15 protein-coding genes are annotated in these 19,171 nt (G+C 43.8%); all 15 read right to left on the minus strand.

All coding sequences use genetic code 11. From position 1 onward, the window contains the following. Positions 1–62: 62 nt before the first annotated feature. Positions 63–1,301, minus strand: a complete 1,239-nt coding sequence (locus tag C509_RS0101340) for a M16 family metallopeptidase (RefSeq protein WP_018705095.1) — start codon at positions 1,299–1,301, stop codon at positions 63–65. A gap of 259 nt (positions 1,302–1,560) precedes the next feature. After that, entirely contained in the window at positions 1,561–2,541 is a 981-nt protein-coding gene (locus C509_RS0101345) for a polysaccharide deacetylase family protein (protein WP_026319622.1), read from the minus strand. Between the two features lie 263 nt (positions 2,542–2,804). Further along, entirely contained in the window at positions 2,805–4,931 is a 2,127-nt protein-coding gene (pnp, locus tag C509_RS0101350; RefSeq protein ID WP_018705097.1) for a polyribonucleotide nucleotidyltransferase, read from the minus strand. 247 nt (positions 4,932–5,178) lie between these two features. Then, a complete protein-coding gene (gene rpsO, locus C509_RS0101355) occupies positions 5,179–5,448 on the minus strand; it encodes a 30S ribosomal protein S15 (RefSeq protein ID WP_018705098.1) in 270 nt (89 codons plus the stop codon). Positions 5,449–5,566: 118 nt separating this feature from the next. Continuing rightward, positions 5,567–6,517, minus strand: a complete 951-nt coding sequence (gene ribF / locus C509_RS0101360) for a bifunctional riboflavin kinase/FAD synthetase (RefSeq protein ID WP_018705099.1) — start codon at positions 6,515–6,517, stop codon at positions 5,567–5,569. Between the two features lie 15 nt (positions 6,518–6,532). Beyond that, complete coding sequence (gene truB, locus C509_RS0101365; RefSeq protein ID WP_018705100.1) at positions 6,533–7,438, minus strand: tRNA pseudouridine(55) synthase TruB; 906 nt, start codon at positions 7,436–7,438, stop codon at positions 6,533–6,535. 316 nt (positions 7,439–7,754) lie between these two features. Then, positions 7,755–8,096, minus strand: a complete 342-nt coding sequence (rbfA, locus tag C509_RS0101370) for a 30S ribosome-binding factor RbfA (protein WP_018705101.1) — start codon at positions 8,094–8,096, stop codon at positions 7,755–7,757. A 15-nt stretch (positions 8,097–8,111) separates the two neighbouring features. Next, positions 8,112–8,393, minus strand: a complete 282-nt coding sequence (locus C509_RS0101375) for a DUF503 domain-containing protein (protein ID WP_018705102.1) — start codon at positions 8,391–8,393, stop codon at positions 8,112–8,114. Then, positions 8,390–10,609 carry a translation initiation factor IF-2 gene (gene infB, locus C509_RS0101380; protein WP_026319623.1) on the minus strand — a complete coding sequence of 740 codons (2,220 nt, stop codon included), beginning with the start codon at positions 10,607–10,609 and terminating at the stop codon, positions 8,390–8,392. Before infB ends, C509_RS0101375 begins: the two co-directional genes overlap by 4 nt. Positions 10,610–10,625: 16 nt before the next feature. Continuing rightward, positions 10,626–10,931, minus strand: a complete 306-nt coding sequence (locus C509_RS0101385) for a YlxQ family RNA-binding protein (RefSeq protein ID WP_018705104.1) — start codon at positions 10,929–10,931, stop codon at positions 10,626–10,628. Continuing rightward, entirely contained in the window at positions 10,932–11,207 is a 276-nt protein-coding gene (gene rnpM, locus C509_RS0101390; RefSeq protein WP_018705105.1) for an RNase P modulator RnpM, read from the minus strand. Between the two features lie 11 nt (positions 11,208–11,218). After that, a complete protein-coding gene (gene nusA, locus C509_RS0101395; RefSeq protein WP_018705106.1) occupies positions 11,219–12,343 on the minus strand; it encodes a transcription termination factor NusA in 1,125 nt (374 codons plus the stop codon). 37 nt (positions 12,344–12,380) lie between these two features. Further along, positions 12,381–12,848 carry a ribosome maturation factor RimP gene (gene rimP / locus C509_RS0101400; RefSeq protein ID WP_018705107.1) on the minus strand — a complete coding sequence of 156 codons (468 nt, stop codon included), beginning with the start codon at positions 12,846–12,848 and terminating at the stop codon, positions 12,381–12,383. Between the two features lie 188 nt (positions 12,849–13,036). Then, complete coding sequence (locus C509_RS0101405) at positions 13,037–17,371, minus strand: PolC-type DNA polymerase III (RefSeq protein ID WP_018705108.1); 4,335 nt, start codon at positions 17,369–17,371, stop codon at positions 13,037–13,039. 75 nt (positions 17,372–17,446) lie between these two features. After that, positions 17,447–19,153 carry a proline--tRNA ligase gene (locus C509_RS0101410; protein WP_026319624.1) on the minus strand — a complete coding sequence of 569 codons (1,707 nt, stop codon included), beginning with the start codon at positions 19,151–19,153 and terminating at the stop codon, positions 17,447–17,449. Between the last annotated feature and the right edge of the window lie 18 nt (positions 19,154–19,171).

Raw genomic sequence — 19,171 nt, forward strand, 5'->3', positions numbered from 1 at the left:
AAATATATAGCCTGTTTACGGTTTTTAGAATGGGAAAAACCCCTTTTTAAAAAGGGGTTCCTTTAACTAGGCTGCAATAATAACTTTTCATCCGGACTGATCAGTGCAAGCGTAAATTGATCCGCAAATATCCTATTTGCCATGTCGTTCACACTTTGAATACTGACACGATCAATTTCATCCACGATTTCATCCAAAGTTCTATGGCGTTTCAACAGCAATTCATTTTTTCCATTTCTGCTCATGCGGCTGTTTGTACTCTCAAGTCCGAGCATTAAGTTTCCTTTCAACTGCTCCTTGCTATTCCTCAACTCCTTTTCGGTTATTCCGTCCCTTTTCAACTCGCCAAACGTATTGGTGATTGTCTCGAAAAGATCATCAATCTGGTTGGCCCCTGTTCCTCCGTATATGGTGACAATTCCGCTGTCTTTATACGAAGAATGGTAGGAAAATACCGAATAGGCGAGTCCTCTTTCTTCTCGTACTTCTTGAAAAAGACGGGATGACATACTTCCCCCAAAAATATTATTCATAACAATTAAACTGTATATATCAGGATCACCGATAGCTAGACCTTCAAATCCGATACATAAGTGGGCCTGTTCTGTATCCTTCTGCCTTGAGACATGATTTGCCTTAAAGACGGGCTCTGATTTGGTTTGCCGCCGCCCTTTTCTTTCGAAGGAGCCAAAAAGCCGCTCAACTTCTTTTATGAAAGATTCGTCAATATTTCCAGCAATGGAGATTACGATCTTTTCAGGTGTATAGGTCTCTTCCACATAGGCTCTTAATTTATCCCCTGTGAACGTAGACAGCGTCTGTTCTGTTCCTAGTATCGGATACCCTAAGGGGTGATTATCGAATGCTGCTTTATTAAGCAGGTCATGCACAATGTCATCCGGAGTATCTTCATACATTTTGATCTCTTCGCTGACTACATTCTTCTCTTTATTCAGCTCTTCCTCCTCAAAGGTGGAATTAAAAAACATGTCAGCTAGGGTTTCAAGTGCATACTGCGAATGGTTGTCGAGCACCTTGGCATAATAGCAAGTATATTCTTTTGAGGTAAAGGCATTAACCTGCCCGCCGATTGAATCGAATGCTTCGGCAAGCTCTTTTGCATTTTTTGTAGCTGTTCCTTTAAAAAACATATGTTCAAGAAAATGGGAAATTCCGTTGTTATCCGGCAATTCATCACGTGAGCCGGTCCCCACCCATATGCCGATGGCAACGGACCGGACAGAAGGGATATTTTCTAGTACGACTCTGACCCCGTTTTGGCAAGTATATTTTTTTATCACTGAAGTTCCTCCTGTTCATGATGTAAAAAGAATAGCGGAAGACGGCCGTTTAGGGGCGAGATGCGCTGAAGGTCTGGTCAATGAAACCGTTCTGTGATTTCATTGGCCAAACAGAAGCGGCCTCGATCCCTAGCCGTTTGAAGCTGGCCCTATAGAATAGCAAAAGCCTTGTCCAGCCCCGACAAGCATGAGATGATCCCCGAGGAAGCAGTTCTCAGGCCGCCAAGGGGAAGTCTTGTGCCCGGAAAATGGGCACGCGCTATTTCTCAATTTGCTGGTCTATTTTAAGGATGTGTTCTTCATCCATCAGTTTCGTGACTGTACCAATCCTTAAGTTCTTCTCTCTAATCTGCTTTATCAGCGGGTCAAGTGCTTTCGCTGTAGAATCGGTCGGATGCATTAAAATCATTGCGCCGGGGTGGACTTTGGTCATTACACGGTCAATAATCGTTTCCGGTGATGGCTTTTGCCAATCAATCGTGTCAACTGTCCACATGACTGTCTTCATATCAAGTTCGCTTGCAATTTGAACTGTTTTATCACGGAAACCACCACTGGGCGGTCCGAACCAAACAGGCTTCTCCCCAGTTGTAGCTTCTATAATTTCATTAGTTTTCAATAACTCCTCCCGGACTTTTCCTTCCCCGAGCATTTCCATTTTTGGATGACTGTATGAATGGTTGCCCACTTCATGTCCATCAGCGGCAATCATCTTCGCCAGATCAGGATTTTCCTTCACCCAACGGCCTTCCAAAAAAAAAGTTGCCTTCACGTTATGCTTTTTTAAAGTTGACAGCATTTGAGGCAAATATTCATTTCCCCAGGCTACATTGATCAAGAATCCGACCATAGGTTTATCCGGATGTGCCCGGTAAATGGGAGCCGGAGGCAAATCATCTAAATGGACTTTAGGAGGAATTTGCTTAAAAACAAGCTTACGGGTATCAAAGATTCCTCCTTTCATTTTTTTGTAGGAAGCTTTGATATCCACTTTAACTCCATTATACCCCGGCATCGCTTTCCAAACCCTGTCTATTTTGGCATCCTGAGGCTGAGCATCATATTTTTCAGCAGCACGTACTATCTGCTGATATAATGCATCTGAAGGGGAGTCCACCGGATAAGAATCGTTTACTAACCCATTTAAATAAAGCGTCGTATAGGGATTATTGACAATCAATATTGCTAGGATAGCAATAAGGCCCAATCCTGGCAAGTGTTTTGTATTAATCACGTCCATTTCCTCCTTCAACCAATCTTATGAGGATAATGGACAAGGTAGAACACAGTATCCGGGTACTTGTGTGGCATAGCCTGCTGTACACCGGAACTGAAAAAAGCAAATAATATATGGTACATTTTTTTGCATATGCGGTGGCCTAGATTCATAAATACTTGAAATAAGCCCATAAGCCGAAGATGTCTGTGTATTTGGTCATGCTATCAACTTTTTTATACTCTAAGGTTTATAAAAAAAGCCAGGAAGACCTGGCTTTTTGGGTACTACTGCTTGTCTTGATTCTGTTTTTCTTTCTGCTCTTTAAGAACAGCTTTCCGGGACAGGTTTACCCTTCCCTGATTATCAATCTCCACTACCTTCACAAGGAATTCGTCTCCAATGGAAACAACGTCCTCAACTTTATTGACTCTTTCCTCAGCCAGTTGTGAAATATGAACAAGACCGTCTTTTCCAGGGAAAATTTCAACGAAAGCGCCAAACTTCTCAATGCGCTTCACTTTTCCAAGATACATTTGTCCAACCTCTACTTCACGAACGAGGTCTTCGATAATCTTCTTGGCCTTTTCGTTCATTTTCTCATCGGCCGATGCAATAAACACTGTACCATCTTGTTCAATATCTATTTTTACGCCTGTTTCTTCAATAATTTTATTGATCTGCTTGCCGCTCGGTCCAATGACATCCCGGATTTTATCAGGGTTGATATGGAGAGTAAGAATTTTCGGTGCATACGGTGATAGATGCTCCCTTGGCTCAGAAATCGCGGAATTCATTTTCTCAAGAATGAACATCCGGCCTTCTTTTGCCTGGTGTAGCGCCTCTTCTAAAATTTCACGTGACAAGCCTTCAATTTTTATATCCATTTGCAGGGCGGTGATTCCTTCCGCCGTACCGGCCACTTTGAAGTCCATATCGCCCAGATGGTCTTCCATCCCCTGGATATCGGTTAAAATGGTATAATGTTCTCCGGATTTCACTAACCCCATCGCAATCCCAGCAACCGGCGCCTTAATGGGAACTCCTGCATCCATCATGGCCAGTGAACTTGCGCAAATACTTGCCTGTGATGATGAACCATTCGACTCCAAGACCTCAGATACTAAGCGAATCGTATATGGAAAATCTGCTTCGCTCGGAATGACAGGCTCCAATGCCCGTTCCCCAAGTGCACCGTGTCCGATTTCCCTGCGGCCGGGACCTCTGATTGGGCCTGTTTCACCAACACTGAAGTGAGGGAAATTATAGTGGTGCATGAACCTTTTTGATTCTTCAATTCCAAGGCCATCCAAAATTTGAACATCTCCAAGGGCTCCAAGTGTACATACACTGAACGCCTGAGTTTGACCTCTTGTAAATAATCCGGATCCGTGAGTTCTTGCCAACAGATGTACTTCTGTATGGATAGGTCTGATTTCCTCAGGCTTCCGTCCATCCGGACGGATCTTTTCAACAGTGATCAAACGGCGTACTTCTTCTTTGACAAGTTTATCCAAAACTTGTTTCACTTGTTTGATCAAATCTTCATTATCGCCATCTTCCCGCTCAGAAAAGCTTTCGATAACTTTATCCTTTACTTCCTGGATGGCATCTTCACGTGCATGTTTTTCCTCGACTTGAATCGCAGCAATAAGCTCCTGTTCGCATATGGAACGGACTTCCTGTTCAAGTTCGGAATCAATTTCATACAATTCAATTTCCCTGTTTTCTTTTCCAACCTTTTCGGCAATCTCTTCCTGGAATGAGATCAGGCGTTTGATTTCTTCATGGCCGAACATGATTGCTTCTAACATTGTTTTTTCGGACACTTCTTCCGCGCCTGCTTCCACCATATTGATTGCATCTTTTGTTCCGGCAACAGTGAGGTCAATATCACTCTGCTCCATTTGCTCTACGTTAGGATTGATAATGAATTTTCCATCCACTCGTCCGACAACGACTCCTGCGATAGGCCCTTCAAACGGAATATCAGAAATGGATAATGCCAGGGAAGAACCAAACATGGCTGCCATTTCCGGAGAACAATCCTGATCTACACTCATTACAACACTTACAACCTGTACTTCATTCCTGAAACCATCAGGAAACAGCGGGCGGATCGGCCGGTCGATCAGGCGGCTAGCCAAAATTGCCTTTTCACTCGGCCTCCCTTCCCTCTTAATAAAGCCGCCAGGTATTTTACCTACCGCGTATAATCTTTCTTCATAATTTACAGTCAACGGAAAAAAGTCAACTGATTTTGCCTCTTTTGAAGCAGTAGCAGTAGATAATACAGCTGTATCTCCATAACGGACAAGAACCGCTCCATTGGCCTGTTTTGCAAGTTGGCCAATTTCAACGGTCAAATCCCGTCCGGCCCATTCCATAGAAAACACTTTTTTCTCATGGTCCATTTTTACAACGCCTCTCTTTCATAAAACTAAATGTAAATAATAGGCAGAATTGAAAAGTAAAACTCCCACCTTGTACGCAACTGAACATTAGACATGGATATGAGCTAGTCCTATCCATGTCCAATGTTCAGTTCGAATATGCAGGCTGATCGCCGCATTTTCATATGAACTTACGTACAGGTGTCTGCCTTTTCATCCTAACAAAAAAGCGGGAATTAATCCCGCTTTCAGTTACATCTTTATCATCCTATCGACGCAGGCCAAGTTTATCGATCAATACACGATAACGTTGAACATCTTTTTCACGCAGGTAAGTCAATAAGTTTCTGCGGCGTCCAACCATTTTCATTAATCCACGTCTTGAATGATGATCTTTTTTGTGGACGCGGAGATGGTTGTTCAAATTGTTGATTTCCTCTGTCAAAACCGCAATTTGAACTTCCGGTGATCCCGTGTCGCTTTCATGAATTCTGTACTGGTTGATAATTTCGTTTTTACGTTCTTGCGTAATGGACATTAGTCCGACACCTCCTGTTTTTCATCCCCTGATACCGAGCAGGCGTTGGTGAATCGCACTGCCAAGCAACGGTTCTTGATACTGTTTTAGAATACAACTTTAATCTGCAAAAATCAAGTTATTTTGCATCATCTTGAAAAAATCTCTCAGCGGTCTGCTTATCCTTCAAAATTTGACCTTTAAGCTGCTCCAAATGATCAAATTTTTGTTCATCCCGGATTCTTAACCTCCATTCTATGGTCACTTCCTCACCATAGATCGAACGGTCGAATTGAAGCAAATGGATTTCTATCGATAGTTCCATTTGTCCTGGTTCATGGAATGTGGGCTTATAGCCTACGTTACAAACTCCTTTTTCCCATTGATTGTTTACAAGCATTCGAACAGCATAAACCCCTTCTTTTGGAACGAGATAATCATTGTTCAGCCGGATATTTGCCGTGGGGAACCCCAGCTGTCTTCCCCGCTTCTCACCATGGATGACAGTTCCCTTTGTAGTATAAAATCTTCCGAGCAGACCGGGGATCTCTTCGGTCCTGCCTTCCCTTAACAGTTTCCTGATCCTAGTGGAACTGACTTTCTCATCATTATTCTCGAATTTGGGTACAGTCATTACCTGAAGTTTTCCCTGTCCATCTTCGAAAAGGGTCTCCATCGTGCCTTTTCCATATTTTCCGTATGTAAAATCAAACCCTGCCGAAACATAGCGCACGTTCAAGTCTATAAGATATTGCTGAACAAATTCAGAAGGCTGCAGGCTTGCAAAGGCAGATGTGAATCTGACAATCAAGAGATAATCTATTCCTAATCCTGAAATAACTTCTATTTTATCCTCTAATGGAGTGATATATTCGACAGCTCCACCCTCTTGAGACAATACAACGGAAGGGTGGGGATCGAACGTCATGACTGCACTCTTTATCCTGTGCTTGTCAGCAGTTTTTTTAGCAGTCTGTATGACTCTCTTATGTCCACCGTGTACTCCGTCAAAAAAGCCCAAGGCTACGGAAAGGAGCGGAAAATCATCCTTTTGAAAAGAATGGGGATGCTGGATCATTATAACTTTCAATATATGTCACCTGTTTCATTCATTTCTTAACACTTTAACAGGCTTGATCAGCCTGTTTTTTTCCGGATGGGTATGATAAATGGCCAAAGCCCTTCCTTTATAGAAGAGTACTGTTTCTTCGTCTGTCCAATGTTCAGGTTTTTCCAAAACAGCGCCATTTTGCACTTTCAACGCTAATTTATCACTAATTTCCATGGAGGGCAAATGTAACAATCCCTTTTCAAGCGGAAAAATGGCTTCCTGTACTTTTCCTTGATCAAGGATTGTATGGAGCTGATCAAATGTTACACAATCCTCTTTCTTAAATGAGGCAGATGCTGTCCGGACAAGGTCTGACATGTGGGCTGGATAACCAAATTTTTCCCCTATCATCACTGCTAGCGTCCGTATATAGGTGCCCTTGCTGCAATGGACGGAAAAACGAAAAGAGAAAAGCCCGTCACGGAAAGATAGTGTATCCTCCAATAGCCGCAAATGGTATATTTTGACTGTCCGGACAGGACGTTCAACCGTAATACCAGCACGGGCATATTCATACAAGCGTTTCCCTTTGACCTTAACCGCAGAATACATTGGAGGGGTTTGCTGTATATTACCAGTTAAGGATTGAAGAACGCTCTTAATGGACTCGATTGGAATTTTTTCCTGAACTGGCTTTTCTTCCACTATTTCACCGGCAGCATCTTCTGTAGTTGTTGAAAAACCGATTGTGACTTCACCCTCATACTCTTTGCCTGCATCTGTGATATACTCGGCTATTTTAGTGGCTCTGCCGAGGCAGATCGGCAACACCCCTGTCACATCGGGATCAAGAGTCCCTGTATGCCCAACCTTTTTCATTCCCAAAAGCTTCCTGACCTTATAAACGCAATCATGGGATGTCAATCCTTTGGGCTTCCACAACGGCAATATCCCTTCCATGGGCTTCTCCTCCTTTTCAGAAATCTTAAGCACCTTAATAAGTGCGATCAGGCAAGACGATCCCCAAGGAGGCAACTCTTCTGCCAAGTTGCTACTCGCTGACTTCATAAGAACTCACTTGGATAACTCCTTAGAACTCGGCAACAAGGTAAACATGAATAGTGTGCCGAAACATCACAACATTCTCAGAAGGTAATAGCCGGCCGTCTCAAATCGCCAATCCTGTAGGGATTCTGCTGCCTAGGTCCTCCTGTACGTCGAAGATGGGCAAGGCAGACTTTTCCTCTTGAAAAAAGGATAGACAAGTTTGTCTATCCTAATCTTCATTCATATCCTTCAATAGCTTCTCAATCTTGTTTCCATATTCGATTGATTCATCAAATTCAAAGCTGATTTCAGGTGTTTTTCGCAGCCTGATTCTATGGCCGATCTCCGAGCGGATAAACCCGGTTGCCTTAGTCAAGCCTTTCAGTGTATCTTCTTTCTCCTGATCACTGCCAAGAACCGAAATATAGACTATTGCCTGCTGGAGATCCCCTGTTACTTCCACATCGGTAACAGTGACAAAGCCGACTCTTGGATCTTTGATCTTCCGGGAGATGATCTCACCCAGTTCTTTTTTCATTTGTTCACCGACACGATTGGCACGTAAACTCATGTATAACACCTCACATTACAGCCACTCATAATGGGTTGACCCGATTCTTTCCCACTCAGGGAAAGAATCTAGAAAATCAATAGTCTCTTCAAGTTCACGCTCAGCTCTTCTTCGGGCTGATGCAACAGTGACGATGGCGATTCCTGCTCGCTGCCATATGTCCTGATGACCAACCTCAGCAATTGAGACATTATATTTTTGTTTCGTTCTTGTCAAAATCCGCTTTACCACTGAGCGTTTATCTTTTAGTGATTGGGCGTTATAAATCCGGAATTCACATTCAGCGAATCCAATCAAGCACGCTCAATCTCTTCCATCAGGAACGCTTCGATTACGTCCCCTTCTTTTACGTCATTGAAATTTTTTATCGTGATGCCACATTCGTAACCTTGGCTTACCTCTTTGACGTCATCTTTGAATCGTTTTAAATCATCGATTTCACCTTCATAGATGACAATTCCGTCCCTGATCAGGCGGACACCGCTGTCACGGGTGATTTTTCCATCCGTTACATAGGAACCTGCAATCGTTCCAATTCTGGACACCTTGAATGTTTGTCTTACTTCAGCCTGACCGATCACTTTTTCTTCGTATTCAGGATCCAGCATACCTTTCATTGCTGCCTCAATCTCTTCAATTGCCTTATATATAATCCGGTGAAGACGAATATCTACGCCCTCTGAATCTGCAGCGCGTTTGGCATTAACATCCGGACGAACATTGAATCCGATGACAATGGCATTGGAAGCTGCCGCCAACGTGATATCCGATTCATTGATGGCCCCGACGCCTCCATGGATAATCTTGATGTTTACACCATCCACATCGATTTTTCTTAATGATGCTGCAAGCGCCTCCGCGGAGCCTTGGACATCCGCTTTAATAATCACATTGAGTTCTTTCATTTCACCCTGTTTCATCTGTTCAAAAAGCGTATCTAGGCTTACACGTGAGCTTTCGCTTCTTTGGGCCTGTAAAGCCTGTTGGGCACGAGCTTCACCGACTTGTCGGGCTGTCTTTTCATCTTGGAATACGACAAAGCGATCACCTGCCTGAGGCACATCACTAAGGCCAGTAATTTCAACCGGGGTTGAAGGCGCTGCTTCTTTGACACGCCGCCCGATATCATTCACCATGGCACGGACACGACCGTAGGTGTTACCGGCTACAATTGGATCTCCCACTTTTAATGTACCATCCTGGACAAGCAATGTTGCGACTGAACCGCGTCCTTTGTCAAGCTGAGCCTCAATGACAGTTCCCAAAGCAGTCCTCTTTGGATTTGCTTTCAGTTCTTCAACTTCACTTACAAGAAGGACCATTTCCAGCAGGCTCTCTATACCTTCTCCTTGAAGAGCGGATATCGGCACAAAAATAGTGTCTCCGCCCCAATCTTCCGGAACAAGTCCGTGTTCGGTCAATTCCTGCATTACACGGTCAGGGTTTGCTGTCGGTTTATCGATCTTGTTGACTGCAACGATGATTGGAACCTCTGCTGCTTTTGCATGGTTGATCGCTTCAACTGTTTGCGGCATGACACCGTCGTCCGCAGCAACAACCAAAATTGTAATATCCGTTACTTTTGCTCCCCTGGCGCGCATCGTAGTAAACGCTGCGTGTCCCGGAGTATCAAGGAATGTGATTTTTTTACCGTTAGTTTCAATTTGATAAGCACCGATATGCTGGGTAATCCCACCAGCTTCCCCGGCAGTGACTTTTGTATTTCTCAATGAATCGAGGAGAGTCGTTTTACCGTGGTCAACATGACCCATGATTGTAACGACCGCTGGTCTTTCCGTAAGGTCCTTTCCATCATTTTCTTCTTCGAAATACACTTCGAGGTCGGTCTTGTCAATTTGAATCTCTTCTTCTACTTCCACGCCATATTCCGCACAGATTAGTTCGATTGCGTCTTTATCCAATTCCTGGTTGATTGTTGCAATAACACCAAGCATAAAGAGCTTTTTAATAATTTCTGAAGGTTCTCTGTGAATCTTTTTGGCAAGTTCAGCAACTGTTAAAGACTCTGTAAAAGTAATTTTTTCGGGCAATTCTTTTTGTCTCGGAGGTGCAGGATGATGTTGCTGCTGCTTTTGGCGCTGACGGCTTTGATTTTGCTTGCGGTTTCGGCCTGGCCCTTTATTTCCACCCCGTTGATTTCCTCTTGGATTTGGCTTATGGTTGCGGCCATTCTTTTGCCCTTGATTTCCCGGCCTGTTTTGTTGCTGTTCCGATCCACCTCTGCGTTGGTCTCCGCGCTGCTCTCCGTTCTGTCCTGATCTGGCCTGTGGGCGGCCCTGCTGTTGTCCTTGTCTTTGCTGCACTCTCCTCTGAGAGCCTCCTTTTTCACCGCTATTTCTGTTAAAAGCGGAATCCAGTTTTCCAATTGCCTGACTGTCAATGGCCGACATATGGTTAGTAACTTCTATATTCATGCTTTTCAGCTTTTCTATCACTTCCTTGCTGGAAGTATTATGTTTTTTTGCATATTCATATACTCGCATTTTACTCATATGTTCACCCCCGGGTTTAATCATAAAACAATGTTGCCAACTTTTCTGCAAATCCGGCCTCCACGATTGCAACTACAACTCTTGCATCTTTACCGATTGCCTGGCCGAGCATTTCCCTCGTTTCTGCAAAAACGACAGGCACATCATAATACATACATTTATCCTGAACTTTTTTGGATGTATTTTTGGAGGCATCTTTGGCCAATATGACCAGCATCGCCCCGCCGCTTCTGACTTCTTTGATGACCGGTTCCTCACCGGAAACCACCTTACGAGCTCTATTCGCCAGGCCTAGCAATGACATCCATTTTTCTTTCTTCATTTATTTATTGTCTCCATCGACAAGGGACAGCAGCTCATCATATATTTCATCTTTTATCTCTGCCTGCAGATGGCTGGCAAGCACTTTTTTATTTTTTGCTGTCAAGATGATATCTTTATCTTTGGAAAGATAGGCGCCGCGTCCGGATTTTTTGCCGGTCAAATCTACGGAGACTTCCCCTTCCTTGGAACGGACAATCCGGATCATTTCTTTTTTCGGTTTCATCTCTCCAGTTGCGACACACTTTCTCATAGGTATCTTTCTTTGCTTTGCCATCTTCCTCACCCCTATTCGATTTCTTCGTCCACCAAATCGAATGATTCATCCATCTCTTCTTCCTCAAAATCAAAGACATCTTCTCTTGGATAAATTCCAGCCTCACGGGCATCCGTTTCACTTTTGATGTCTATTTTCCATCCAGTCAGCTTTGCAGCAAGACGGGCATTTTGTCCACGTTTTCCAATAGCTAAAGAAAGCTGATAATCCGGAACAATCACCGTCGTCGCTTTGTCCTCTTCGTTCACTATGACATCGAGTACCTTAGAGGGGCTCAATGCATTTCCCACAAATTCAACTGGATCCGAAGACCATTCAACGATATCTATTTTTTCACCTTTCAATTCATCAACAATAGCCTGGACCCTTGCCCCTTTAGGGCCAACGCAAGCGCCCACAGGATCTACCTCATCATAGTCGGTTGCGACCGATATTTTCGAGCGGTCCCCCGCTTCCCTTGCAACCGACTTTATTTCAACAGTTCCATCGTATATTTCCGGGACTTCTACTTCAAACAGACGCTTAAGAAGCCCTGGGTGAGTCCTGGAAACAAAGATTTGCGGACCTTTCGTCGTCTTTTCGACCTTTGTCAAATAGACTTTAATTCGGTCGTGTGGCTTGTAAGTTTCATTGGACATTTGCTCGCTTTGCGGAAGCAGCGCTTCGATTTTTCCTAGGCTTACATATATAAAGCGGGGATCCTGCCGCTGCACGATACCTGTCATGATATCATCCTCGCGATCCACAAATTCGGAGTAGATGATGCCCCGCTCGGCTTCCCTAACACGCTGTGTAACAACCTGTTTGGCTGTCTGGGCTGCAATTCTGCCAAATTCCTTTGGTGTCACTTCAAGCTCCACCATATCGCCTGGCTCATAGGATGGATTAATATTTCTCGCTTCATCCATAGATATTTCAAGCCTGGAATCAAATACTTCATCGACCACTTCTTTTCTGGCAAAAACCCTCATTGTACCTGTTTCCAAGTTCATATCGACGCGTACATTCTGCGCCTGGTTAAAGTTTCTTTTATAGGCGGAAACCAAGGCAGCTTCGATGGCCTCAATCAGGACTTCCCGGGAAATTCCTTTTTCTTTTTCCAAAACAACTAGAGCATCCATTAGTTCTGAGCTCATGAACATTTTCTCCCCTTTTCTCTTTTTGTTCGGCTGTTTAAAAAACGACGGCTAAACGGGCTTTTGCCACTTTTTCAAATGGAATTTCGAATGTTTTCGTCCGGGTTTTAATGGTAACGTCGATCTTTAAAGCTTCGCCATTAAATTCTACTAGTTTGCCTTCAAATTCTTTCTCGCCATCAATTGGTTCATATGTTTTGACATTCACTAGTTTTCCAACGGCTTTCGTAAAATCTTCTGCCTTTTTCAAAGGCCTTTCTGCCCCTGGAGATGATACTTCCAAGAAGTAATTGTGCGGAATAGGATCCAATTCATCCAGCTTCTCACCAAGTTTTTCGCTGACAATGCCGCATTCCTCTATGTCCACACCGTCATCCTTATCAATGAAGAGTCGGAGAAACCAATTCTTCCCTTCTTTGACATATTCGATATCAACTAATTCAAGCTGCATTTCTTTAAGAATCGGAGCCGCTAGTTCCTCAACCATGTCTGTCACTTTACTCATAAAAACCTCCATTATATAGAGTTTCTATTTGGTTTTGCGTATATTTATCTGCAACAATTACGAAAGAGTGGGGGGCACCCACTCTTTTTGCGCAGAGTCTATTCATAGTATTTCCAATAAAAATATACCATAACCATGCGTTGTTTGCAAATAATTGCCGGAATCAAGGCGGTTCATGCCTAGAATCCTTAAAAAAGAGACAGCTGATTTTGTTCAGGAAGTGATTCCAAACAGCCTTGCTGGTCCAAATATTCTATGATTGTCTTGGACACTTTTCCTCGTTTCTGAAGATCTTCCTTCGAAAGGAATTCACCTTCTTCGCGCGCTTTTACGATATTTATTGCAGCATTTGTACCCAATCCGGGAATTGCATTAAAAGGCGGAATCAGTGTGTCTCCATCAATGATGAATTCCGAGGCACTTGACCGATAAAGATCGACCCGTTGGAATTTAAATTTACGCTCACACATTTCAAGAGCAATCTCCAGAACCGTCAACAGGTTCTTTTCTTTAGCTGTGGCGTCAAGCCCCTTTGCATTGATCTCTTCTATTTTGGATCTGATTGCCTGTGAACCGCGGACCATTGCTTCAAGGTCGAAGTCCTCCGCTCTCACAGTAAAGTATGCCGCATAATAAAGTAGCGGATGATGGACTTTAAAATAGGCTATTCTCACAGCCATCAGCACATACGCAGTCGCGTGTGCCTTCGGGAACATATACTTGATCTTTTTACATGATTCAATATACCATCCCGGTACATTGTTTTTCAGCATTTCCTCTTCCCACTCAGGTGTAAGCCCTCTCCCTTTTCTAACCGACTCCATGATTTTAAAAGAGAGTGACGGCTCTAGACCTTGGTAAATAAGGTATACCATAATATCATCCCGGCACCCGATCACTTCGGAAAGCGTACATGTACCAGAACGGATGAGCTCCTGTGCGTTGCCAAGCCAGACATCTGTTCCATGTGAAAGGCCTGAAATCTGGACAAGCTCGGAAAAAGTGGTCGGCATCGTATCTTCTAGCATTTGCCTGACAAAGCGGGTACCAAATTCAGGGATTCCCAACGTTCCTGTTTTACACATGATCTGCTCTTCGGTCACACCCAGAGACTCCGTACCGCTGAAAATCTTCATTACTTCAGGATCGTCAATTGGTACTGTCTTTGGATCCATTCCGCTAAGCTCTTGAAGCATACGAATTACCGTGGGATCGTCATGCCCAAGAATATCCAATTTTAACAGATTGCTGTCGATGGAATGGAAATCAAAATGAGTAGTTCTCCAATCGGATCCGGTATCATCAGCCGGGTACTGGATCGGGCAGAAATCAAATATTTCCATATCCGACGGTACAACGATGATTCCGCCTGGATGCTGCCCCGTTGTTCTTTTTACACCGGTACACCCTTGAACAAGCCTATCGACTTCCGCATTTCGCAGCATTAAATTATTATCCTGCTCATAACCTCTCACATATCCGTAAGCCGTTTTTTCCGCCACTGTTCCGATGGTACCTGCCCGATATACGTAATCCTCCCCGAACAGTTCTTTCGTATAGTTATGGGCATGCGGCTGGTAATCGCCAGAGAAGTTTAAGTCGATATCCGGCACCTTGTCCCCCTTAAATCCGAGGAACGTTTCAAACGGGATATCATGTCCATCTTTTTTATAGGGTGCTCCACATTTTTCGCAGTTTTTATCCGGAAGGTCAAATCCGGAACCGACCGAACCGTCATCGAAGAATTCGGAGTGCTTACATTCTGGGCATACGTAATGTGGGGGCAGCGGGTTGACCTCCGTGATTTCTGTCATGGTGGCAACCAGGGATGAACCGACAGATCCCCTAGAGCCGACCAAATAACCGTCTATCAATGATTTTTTTACAAGTTTATGAGATATGAGGTAGATGACGGCAAATCCATGGCCGATGATGCTTGCCAGTTCCTTTTCAAGTCTTGCCTCTACAATCTCTGGAAGCTCTTCGCCATATATGGACCTGGCCATTTCATAACTCATCGACCTGATTTCTTCTTCTGCGCCTTCAATTTTCGGTGTATATAGGTCATCTTTGATCGGTTTAACATCTTCAATCTTATCAGCTATCAGATTCGAATTCGTTACGACTACTTCATACGCTTTTTCTTCTCCAAGAAAAGAAAATTCGGCAAGCATTTCATCCGTCGTGCGGAAATGCACTTCAGGAAGGTTATATCTGTTCATCGGGTTTGCGCCGCCTTGGGATCTTATTAAGATTTCCCTGTATATCTTGTCCTCTTTGTTCATATAGTGGACATTTCCAGTAGCGACAACAGGCAGGTTGAGGTCCTCTCCCATGCTTACGATATTGGTGATGATGTCCTCAAGATCCTTCTCGTCCCTGACCAGCTCCATTTCAATAAGAGGTGCGTAGACAGGTTTTGGATGAATTTCAAGGTAATCATAAAACCCGGCTGCCTTTTCAGCTTCTGCTCTTCCCTTTTGCATCATCGCTTCGAAAACTTCACCCTTGTCACAGCCTGACCCGACAAGAATTCCTTCCCTATGTTTCTCCAATAAAGACCGGGGGATGCGGGGAACCCTGTAAAAGTAATTCATATGGGAATAAGACACAAGTTTATAAAGATTTTTCAACCCGGCATCATTCTGTGCAAGCAATGTACAGTGGGAGGGTCTTGCACGTTTATATGAATCTCCCTGCCCCATATTATCATTCAACTGATCGTGGTATAGAATATCCTTCTGCCTGGCGTCAAGCAGCAGTTTCCAAAATACTTTTCCGGTTGCCTCCGCATCATATATTGCCCTATGATGCTGGACGAGTTCGATATCGAACCTTTTGGCCAATGTATTCAAGCGGTGATTTTTAAATTCGGGATAAAGAAACCTGGCCAGCTCCAATGTATCAATGACAGGATTTTCCACCTTCGGCAAACCGATCCGCTGATTACCGGCGTTCAAAAAGCCTATATCGAATGAAGCATTATGGGCGACGAGTATGCCATCCTCAATCCATCTATGGAAATCATGGAGAACTTCCTCTATTTCAGGAGCATTTTCAACCATGTCATCTGTTATGCCTGTCAACTCGATTGTTGTGGCTGATAGCGGATGATGAGGGTTTGCGAACCTTTCGAACCGATCGACCTCTTCTCCTCCACGGATTTTGACAGCAGCCAATTCTATGATTTTATCATAGATTGCCGAAAGGCCTGTTGTTTCCACGTCAAAGACAATATATGTTTCTTCTTCCAAAAGCCTGTGCGTACTGTTGTAGGCAATTGGGACACCGTCATCTACCAGGTTGGCCTCCAGGCCATAAAGGATTTTTATATCATTCTTTTTTCCTGCCCCGTATGCTTCAGGAAACGATTGGACAACTGCATGGTCTGTAAGTGCAACGGCAGTATGTCCCCATTTTTTTGCCTGAGAAATATACTTACTTATGGAAGTCACCGCATCCATCTGGCTCATCGGTGAATGCAGGTGGAGTTCGACCCGCTTCAATCCTTCCGCAAGATCTTTTCTTTCCTTCGCTTTCACTTCATTGATATCCTGAGCCATTATGACAAGTTCCCGAGCAAAAGTATCATTTTGTACGCTGCCGCGAACTCTTACCCACATGCCCTTTTTCACCATATTCATAAGGGCTGCATCCTCATTATCTTTTGAAAATTTCTTCACGGAAATGGAATCGGTATAATCCGTCATTTTGAAAGTAAGAAGCGTCCTGCCGCTGCGAAGCTCCCTTGTTTCGGCTGCAAAAACATATCCTTCGACCGTAATTCGCCGTTCTTCATCATATATTTCCTCAAGCCTTCGGATCTCTTCATCATTTTTTATTGCGTATCCGATCACCAATGGCCCGCTTACTTCAGTACCGTTGCTGCTCTCTTTGTCCGCTTCCATCCGCTTCATTTCTGCTAATGCCTGGCGTGCACGTTCTTCGTCCTCTTTGCGCTTTTCTTCCATAAACTTCTCATAATCTTCATTGGATTGTGCTTCATCACCAATTTCAGCAGACAACATCAAAGAAGGAAAACCGAATTTCATATATATATCGGAAAGAACCTTCCCGTATTTTTCCTGAAGCGCTCGAGCTTCGGTGTCATTTCTGACTTTTACAATGACTTTATTGCCTTGGACATCCGGAAGTTGTCCGTCCAAAAGAGCAAGAAGCATTGGTGACATCCCCTCGATCTCTTTCAGGCAATCACGCCAATAATCGATGACCAAATCTTTTGTGAAAGTTTTATCACTGTACGACAATGTGAAATCTACATGTGCAATCTGATGAAAGGTTTGTTGAAGTTTTTGGGAAAAAGCTAAATAAATGCGGCATGGGAGCAGGCGTTCCAATGAAAAATAAAAGTGCCATCTTTTATTTGTTTTATCTACAACTAGTCTCTCGATCAGACCGGAACCGAAATACTCCATATACTGGTCATCTGTCAAACCGATATGCTGAAGCAGCAGTAGAAAGCGTTCTTTCTTATCGGCGGGATTATGCGTCTTGGACGTCATTCGTTCTTCTCCCCCAATTCATTCTTTAAAGATAAAGGAAGGCACCTTTTTCAAGAAGGTACCTTTCACTCTACATTACAATTCTTTGAAAATATTTGTAAGGACTTCAAGCAGATCTCCTGCTTTCACTTCCTGCATTTCTCCGGATTTCCGTATCTTGACTTCCACAATGCCTTCGGCCGCTTTTTTTCCAACTGTCACCCGGACAGGCATTCCAATCAAATCAGAGTCTTTGAATTTAACTCCTGGCCGCTCATTACGGTCGTCGAACAATACATTATATCTATGTTCCTTCAGCTCAGTATACAATTTTTCGGCAAGATCTTTCTGTTCCGTGTCCTTCATATTTACTGGAATCAAATGAATATCATACGGTGCAATGGCGGTTGGCCAGATCAACCCGTTCTCATCATTGAACTGTTCGGCAACAGCAGCCAGTGTACGGGATACACCTATACCGTAGCACCCCATGATATAAGGGTGGGCCTTTCCATTTTCATCCAAAAATGTTGCCGACATCGCTTTGCTGTAAGTGGTCCCAAGTTTGAAAATATGTCCGACTTCAATTCCCCGAGCAAACCGGATTGTTCCATTCCCATCTGGTGATGGATCCCCTTCTTGAATGAACCTAAGGTCTGCATATTTGTCAACATGAAAGTCCCTGCCCGGTATGACATTAATATAATGGAAATCATCTTCATTGGCACCGCACACGGCATTCACCATTGCTTCAACAGCGTTGTCTGCAACAATTTTTAATGTTGCCGGAAGGTTTACCGGGCCAATGGAACCGAATGAACAGTTCAGAAGCTCTTTCGTCCGCTCTTCATCAGCAAATTCAACAGAGCTGGCATCCAAAGCATTTTTCACTTTAATGTCATTAATTTCATGATCTCCCCTGACAAGTACCATTATCGGCTCCTCATCCACTATCAGAACAAGCGATTTTATGACATGGGATGGTTGTACATTTAAAAAACCAGAAACTTCGGAAATCGTTTTTTTGCCGGGCGTTTCGACTTTGGACAGCTCTTTTTCCGGCTCATCCGACCTTTCATAGACTTGGTGAACTTCCGCCATCTCAATGTTTGCAGCATAGGAAGAGGCATCTGAATAGGCGATCGTATCCTCACCGATTTCAGATAAAACCATGAACTCCTGTGTATCCTTTCCTCCTATAGAGCCGGAATCCGCCAAAACTGCCCTAAAATCCAAACCACACCTCGTAAAAATATTTGTATAGGCCTGATGCATCTTTTGATAAACCTCATCAAGACTTTCTTCTGATGTATGGAAGGAATACGCATCTTTCATGATGAATTCCCGCCCGCGCAACAGACCAAATCGTGGACGCTTCTCATCCCTGAATTTTGTCTGGATTTGATACAGTGTAATTGGAAGACGTTTGTATGATGGTACACTGTCACTCACGATACTTGTAATCACTTCCTCATGAGTGGGCCCTAATGAAAAGCTCCGGTCATGGCGGTCATTTATTCTCATCAATTCTTCGCCGTATGTATACCACCGACCGGATTCCTGCCATAACTCGGCTGGCTGAAGGGCTGGCAGGAGCAGTTCGGCTGCTCCTGCGTTTTCCATTTCTTCCCTAATAATCTGCTCAATATGATCCAGAGCTCTTTTGGCTAGCGGCATGTATGAATACACACCACTTGCGATTTGCTTTATAAAACCAGCCCGGAGCAGCAGCTGATGGCTTTTGATTTCAGCATCAGACGGCAGCTCACGGAGAGTTGGAATCAATGTCATGCTTTGCCTCATCACTTGCACCTCAATCTA

Source organism: Siminovitchia fordii DSM 16014 = CIP 108821, from assembly GCF_000374565.1.
Classification (GTDB): domain Bacteria; phylum Bacillota; class Bacilli; order Bacillales; family Bacillaceae_C; genus Siminovitchia; species Siminovitchia fordii.

Coding starts and splice junctions, on each gene's coding strand:
- truB (WP_018705100.1), bottom strand. CDS start 7,438: ATGGAAGGGATATTGCCGTTGTGGAAGCCCAAAGGATTGACATCCCAT.
- rpsO (WP_018705098.1), bottom strand. CDS start 5,448: ATGTCCATTACGCAAGAACGTAAAAACGAAATTATCAACCAGTACAGA.
- pnp (WP_018705097.1), bottom strand. CDS start 4,931: ATGGACCATGAGAAAAAAGTGTTTTCTATGGAATGGGCCGGACGGGAT.
- C509_RS0101410 (WP_026319624.1), bottom strand. CDS start 19,153: ATGAGGCAAAGCATGACATTGATTCCAACTCTCCGTGAGCTGCCGTCT.
- infB (WP_026319623.1), bottom strand. CDS start 10,609: ATGAGTAAAATGCGAGTATATGAATATGCAAAAAAACATAATACTTCC.
- rnpM (WP_018705105.1), bottom strand. CDS start 11,207: ATGGCAAAGCAAAGAAAGATACCTATGAGAAAGTGTGTCGCAACTGGA.
- C509_RS0101385 (WP_018705104.1), bottom strand. CDS start 10,931: ATGAAGAAAGAAAAATGGATGTCATTGCTAGGCCTGGCGAATAGAGCT.
- rbfA (WP_018705101.1), bottom strand. CDS start 8,096: ATGAGTTTACGTGCCAATCGTGTCGGTGAACAAATGAAAAAAGAACTG.
- C509_RS0101405 (WP_018705108.1), bottom strand. CDS start 17,371: ATGACGTCCAAGACGCATAATCCCGCCGATAAGAAAGAACGCTTTCTA.
- C509_RS0101345 (WP_026319622.1), bottom strand. CDS start 2,541: ATGGACGTGATTAATACAAAACACTTGCCAGGATTGGGCCTTATTGCT.
- nusA (WP_018705106.1), bottom strand. CDS start 12,343: ATGAGCTCAGAACTAATGGATGCTCTAGTTGTTTTGGAAAAAGAAAAA.
- rimP (WP_018705107.1), bottom strand. CDS start 12,848: ATGAGTAAAGTGACAGACATGGTTGAGGAACTAGCGGCTCCGATTCTT.